The organism is uncultured Subdoligranulum sp., assembly GCF_937890665.1.
The window spans coordinates 1-5,654 of sequence record NZ_CALADU010000079.1 but is presented as its reverse complement, the minus strand read 5'-3'; the positions used below and the strand labels follow the sequence as shown (position 1 = coordinate 5,654).

General features: G+C 49.3%; 4 protein-coding genes and 2 pseudogenes. All 6 read left to right on the top strand.

All coding sequences use genetic code 11. The features are described 5' to 3' along the window. A pseudogene (locus Q0526_RS04415) lies at window positions 1-542 on the top strand (VirB4-like conjugal transfer ATPase); the annotation flags it as partial. A gap of 15 nt (window positions 543-557) precedes the next feature. Next, window positions 558-3,221 carry an NlpC/P60 family protein gene (locus tag Q0526_RS04410; RefSeq protein WP_298731247.1) on the top strand — a complete coding sequence of 888 codons (2,664 nt, stop codon included), beginning with the start codon at window positions 558-560 and terminating at the stop codon, window positions 3,219-3,221. A 12-nt stretch (window positions 3,222-3,233) separates the two neighbouring features. Then, window positions 3,234-4,199: a hypothetical protein gene (locus tag Q0526_RS04405; protein ID WP_298731246.1), complete on the top strand. Its 966-nt coding sequence runs from the start codon at window positions 3,234-3,236 to the stop codon at window positions 4,197-4,199. Window positions 4,200-4,338: 139 nt separating this feature from the next. Further along, on the top strand, window positions 4,339-4,683 hold the full coding sequence (locus Q0526_RS04400) for a hypothetical protein (protein ID WP_298731244.1): 345 nt from the start codon (window positions 4,339-4,341) through the stop codon (window positions 4,681-4,683). 16 nt (window positions 4,684-4,699) lie between these two features. Beyond that, entirely contained in the window at window positions 4,700-5,134 is a 435-nt protein-coding gene (locus Q0526_RS04395) for a DUF3846 domain-containing protein (protein ID WP_298731242.1), read from the top strand. Window positions 5,135-5,254: 120 nt separating this feature from the next. Continuing rightward, a pseudogene (locus tag Q0526_RS04390) lies at window positions 5,255-5,605 on the top strand (relaxase/mobilization nuclease domain-containing protein); the annotation flags it as partial. Window positions 5,606-5,654 lie beyond the last annotated feature (49 nt).

The following is a 5,654-nucleotide window of genomic DNA, read 5'->3' as shown; positions in this document are numbered from 1 at the left end:
TGTTTGCCCACCAGACAAACGTGGATTTGCAAAACCACTGCGTCTGCTTTAATACCGTGAAACTGGGCAAAAGTATGCAGTCCATCGGTATGATGACGGTGCTGGATCAGATTTGGAACCGCATTACCAGAAACCGTGTGTTGGGTCGCCGCACTTGGATTTTCACCGATGAATTCCAGCTCCTGCTGGGCAACAGCGCCTGCACGAACTATTACTTCGAGCTTTCCAGCCGCGCTCGCAAGTGGGGCGCAATCCTGACTTCCATTACCCAACACGTTCGCTCTGTGCTGAACAACGAGGATGCCCGCCGTATGCTGTCCGACTGCGGCTATATCAAGCTGCTGAATCAGGCACCGGACGATGCAAATGACATTGCGCGGCTGCTGCATATCTCTGATGAGGAAAAGCGGTATATTGAAAATGCCGAGGTTGGCAGCGGGCTGCTGATTGCGGATAAAGTGGTAGTGCCTTTCAACAATACTTTCCCGCAGGACACCGAGCTTTTCCGCCTGATGGATACAAATCCTAATTCCAAAAAGTAAGTCGGGAGTTATGAAATGGCAGAACTATTCACGCAAAAGTATAAGCAGCAGATACTCTTTCAGACGGAAGATGACATTGCAGCTGATCTTCAGACCCAGTTTGGTACACCGTCCACAGGACAGGATCTCCTGCTTGATACGAAATTAGCGGAAACCGATAAGAACCAGTCCAGTCGTCTGGACTCGGAATCGAGTGAACCCACTGGCATGGAAAAGGCTGACGACGGTGGTACTGGTGATATATCAGGAATCCTGCAAGATTCGCCAAGAAGTAATAAGAATACTATCACCGGCACAAATACACCGCGTGCCAGCCGAACCAGTGCCTATTATGATTTGCTGCGCAGCCAGCACATAAACAGCCGTTATAAGGCTCCTGCATACCGGGTTGCAGATGCCATAGAAAGCCCGCTGCAAGCTGGTGCAGGAGCTTTGAATTACCACGATGACTTTGACACCGATGCAGTTCAAAATGCAGGGCTGCACATGGCAGTGGCACAGACTGTTGTGGAGGGCAATATCATGTCCGCAGCGGCGGACAGCGCTTTTGTAATCGGTAAGCAGACCGGCAATATCCTGAAAGACCTGAAGGATGAATCAATCAATGCGAAGGATGCGTTGAAAGCCTGTGGGCAGGTACTGCGTCTGCAAGGTGGAAAATCTGTTGTAAAAATCGGTGGTGCAACCCTACGCAGTACAGAGCAGTACCTATCTTCATTTCAGGTTTCAACGGATGATTTCACCGGCAGTGTTCCGGGAAAGGTCAAAGAGGCTGCTACCAATACCGGGAACATTCTGAAAAAGATAACCAACGTGGTCCTGCATCCGCTGCGGAATCTGATTGCTATGGGAAAAGTGATTCTGGTTGGTGCTGTCATCTTGCTGTTCCTGATTATTGTGAGCCTGTTGGGACAGATGAGCGGCACAACGTCTACCTCTGTGTTTGGCGCGAATCGTATTGAGGACGTTCAGACGCTTGTGCAGAAAATCAACGATTACCGCAATGCAGCGGTTACCGAGGGCATCTATCAGGCATTCCAAAATGACGTTGACCCGAATGGCAATCCCTATGGGTATGATTCCCTCACCGGGCAGCGCAGCAATAATTTGCAGCATGGTGTCACTTGGAACTATGCAAACGGTATCTACAATGATACGGCAGAAATTATTTCTCTGGCGACAGTATATTACCAACAGGATTGGCCGCGTTCGGAGCTTGTGTCTGCTTTCAGCGACAATGTGCCTTTTACAAAATTCTGCCGAACCTTGGCAGCGTATGGTCTGGATGTGACAGCGCGGGAGTCCGCACCGTATTCCTGCATGACCTACGGCGGCTGTGTAAATGGCTACCGCAGCGAGGGTGAAGTGATTTCCGTTAAGGATTACCGCCTTGAAACCCATACTTGCAGTGAGGGCGATGATGCCTGCGGGCAGTACGATGCCGCCGCAGAGTGGCACTGGAATGAGGGTCATGCGGAAAGCAAGAGCTATTCTATATGGAAAGAGGACGGCACACACGATGTGACCGTCTTTTTTCCGGTCATTTTCCCGGATGGTGCAACAGGCTCTGAACTTTCCGATTTGCCGGAAGAATACCACGCTGTTGTTGATGGAGAAATCAATGCAGTGGACTGCACTGGTAATATTCTTCTGGATGTAAGCGCTAATTTGTACAAGGGCGAATTGAACGACTGGTTTTATACCCCTGACGAGCTGACGGTTACTTTTACTGTTGTGACTGGCGAGGGTGATGATGCAGTTTCCGATGATTACGAGGTTACTTTTTCCAATGCAACCGCTATACCTTGGTGTCCCGGAGAGTTGAACGATGGGCAGTACGGTCACTACGATCTCGACTGCACGATTTATCTGACAGGCTATGACTGCTACACAGACCCGGAAACGCAGGCCCCAAACGGTGCGGACGGCGGAACCGGAAATCTGGAAGCGCTGGCAGAAAGTTGTGATGCAGGAACTTTGACCCGGACAATCATTAAGCAGGATCAGTACGGTAATGAGTATGCCGGTAATGCGGTATCCGCCCGATATACAAAAACGATCACGCTGCCCAACGGCGCGAGAGGATTTCAGGGGTGGTATAAGGATGGTGAAGATGCTTATGGAAATGTGGAATGGGCATCGCTTCTGTATCGCATGGACTGGGAAGAACTGTATGGGATTGTGGACGGCATAAAATGCCGCGCCACCGGCAGTGGCATGACCGAGGAAGAACTGCGGCAGCTATTTGCCAGCCTGAATATCGACGCCACGACCGCACGCGGTCAGGTGGTCGCCTTTGCGTTAAGCTGCCAAGGAAAGTTTGTCTATGCCCAGCCATCTTCGCTGCGCGGCGGGCCGGGCAATCCAAGCGTGGGCATCAATCTTGATTGTTCGAGCTTTGTCCAATATTGCTATTGGGCGCAGAACCTGCCTTTTTCCGCAGGCAGCACAGCCGCCTATCGGAATGCAGCAGACCTAGTAAGTATTTCCCCGACTGAAGTGCAGCCGGGAGATTTGCGCGTGGTGTACGCCTCTGGCGGCGAGCAGGGGCACGTTCAGATGGCGCTGGGCGGTGGTGCGTGGATCGAGTGCTGCTATGGCTATGGCGTTGCGGTGAATATGTCCAACGCATGGATGGAGAGCAGACCATGCTATTATTTCCGGTATGCGGGATTCTGAGAGGTGTTTTTTATGAGAAAATTTCTCGCATTACTTTTTGCACTTTTACTTTGTACAGCAACAAAAGTCTATGCAGAAGATGCTGCTACTGTAACGGTGGCGGTCAAGGATTTGCCGCAAAAATTGCAGAACCGCACTGTGATTGTCACACTTGGCAATGGCCCATCTGATACCGAATCAACAGTTATTGTTCTGGATGGGCTGAACAACTACACAGAAACAGTGACAGCTGTGCCGTCAGAATATTACTGCGCTGCTGCTGTGCAGTATGATGCCTTGGGGGATTATCCCTTGCAGGAAATCAACCAAACGACATTTTTGCAAGCAGAAGGCGGGAACCACTACGACCTGATTTATACCTTGGCAGGCAGCAGCTGGTATGAGAGCGTGACCGGCCAGCAACGGCACTATACGTTGCAACCGCTGGAAACGCCACCAGAGAACTATGAGCCAGAACCGGCACAGGTAGGAGCCTATCTGACTGCGCCGATTGGTTTTTCCCAACACGTGATAGTTTACTTGCAGAATTTGTACACTGATGATGTTTATGATTTGGAGCTTTATGAATCGAATGGGTTGGCCGCTGTTGAACCAAATGCACTGAGCGGAAAATATGCTTTTCTTTCTGTTTATGCTGTTGGTGATGCAGAAAACCGTTACCAATTCAGATGTGAGCAGAATGAACTCTCTACTGAAAACGGTGTGGACTTTCATTTGACAGTGACGGACACTGCCAATCCAGACCGCGAGATGAACACGCCAAGCCGAGATCAAAACAGCACGGTGCAGGCGGCGAACAGTTTCAACAACAGAAATACGGATGCACCGCAGCAGTCGACGGCAGTGCCGGAGGCCGTTTCCCAACCAGTAAAGCAGCAGAAGAAGCAGCTTGATCAGTTTTCCTTGCTGCTGGACTTCATGCCGGTGGTGCTTGTGGGGGCGGTGCTCTTTGCAGTGTGCCGCAAGCATCGCCGTTGAGACCCGCAGGGGTAACCGGAGCGTGAGCGACGGTTAGCAAGCATTGCATCTGTATATACACAGATGCAATCAGGGACACCCTGAAACCCATTTTGGGGAATATTCCCCAAGCCCTTTTTATGAGGAATGAATCGGACAGATGAAAAAGAACAGAGAACGACCGTTCAGCAAACTGCTCTTTTTTTCGGAAGAAGAGCTTCAAATCATTCAAGGGAAAATGCAGGAAGCCGGGATGACAAACTTCTCTGCCTATTGCCGGGAACAGCTGGTTAAAGGCGAAGTCTGTCATTATGATTTTCAGGTGCTTAAAGAGCAGACAGCTTATATCGGTCGTATTGCAGGCAGCATAAACCAAATCGCAAAACGCTGCAATGAAAATAAGTCGGTTCACACCAATGATGTGGAGCAGCTGCGCCGGGAATTTCTGGAACTGAAAGCGGATTATCTGGAGCGTGTGGTAAAGCTGCTGAGAAAAATTTATTGAATAGGAGAATGACGATATGAATCAAAATGAAGAAATCCGTGCGTTGTATGTGCAACCGGGTAAGTATCCAGAGGAAATCAAGATACCCAATACGCTGGAGACGCTTCAAAAATATGTTGGTGGTGATATAGAAAGTGTACGACTGGACAGGGATGCTTATATCATCTGTAATGATGAAGGAAAGCTGATCCCATTACCTCCGAATCGCTTATATGGCCCAATGGATTTCTTCGCAGGCTCGTTTCTGATTTGCGGAGATGGCGGCGAAGATCTGATAAGTTTGACGGATAGTCAAGTGGAAAAATATGAGAGGAAATATCACTCGCCTCTGATTTTCCTTGAGCTATATCCGAAGCCGATTACACTCAAATGCACACCAGAATTGTATGCCAAATTTATGGGAGAGGAACATCAGCGTGATGCACTGGAAAATGAGCGTGATGAGAGATAAGTCCATTACGTCGGGGCAGAAGCAAAAGTTTATGATGATTTTCTGGTTACCCAAAAGCGAGAAATTTTCATTTTTGGGTAATAAGGCACCGGACATAGTCAAAAATGATTGAGGAAGCCTATGGCTATCACAAAAATCCATGCAATAAAATCCACTCTTGGCAAGGCACTGGCCTATATCGAAAACCCAGACAAGACCGATGGGCAGATGTTGGTGTCAGGCTATAATTGCGAGCCACAAACAGCTTCTATCGATTTTGAAATGACGGCAGTGCTTGCGCACAAAGCGCGGAACCTAAAAAGGAAACGCTCCACAAATCTTGCCTATCACCTGATACAGTCTTTTTCTCCGGAAGATGCTGTCACACCTGAGCAGGCGCATGAGCTAGGAAAGAAGCTAGCATTTGAATACACAGGCGGGAAGTACGAGTATGTGGTGGCGACCCACATCGATAAAGGTCATATCCATAACGTACGCCCGGATAGGGCAATGAGAAAAGCAGTATGAGGTACTGCCCCGT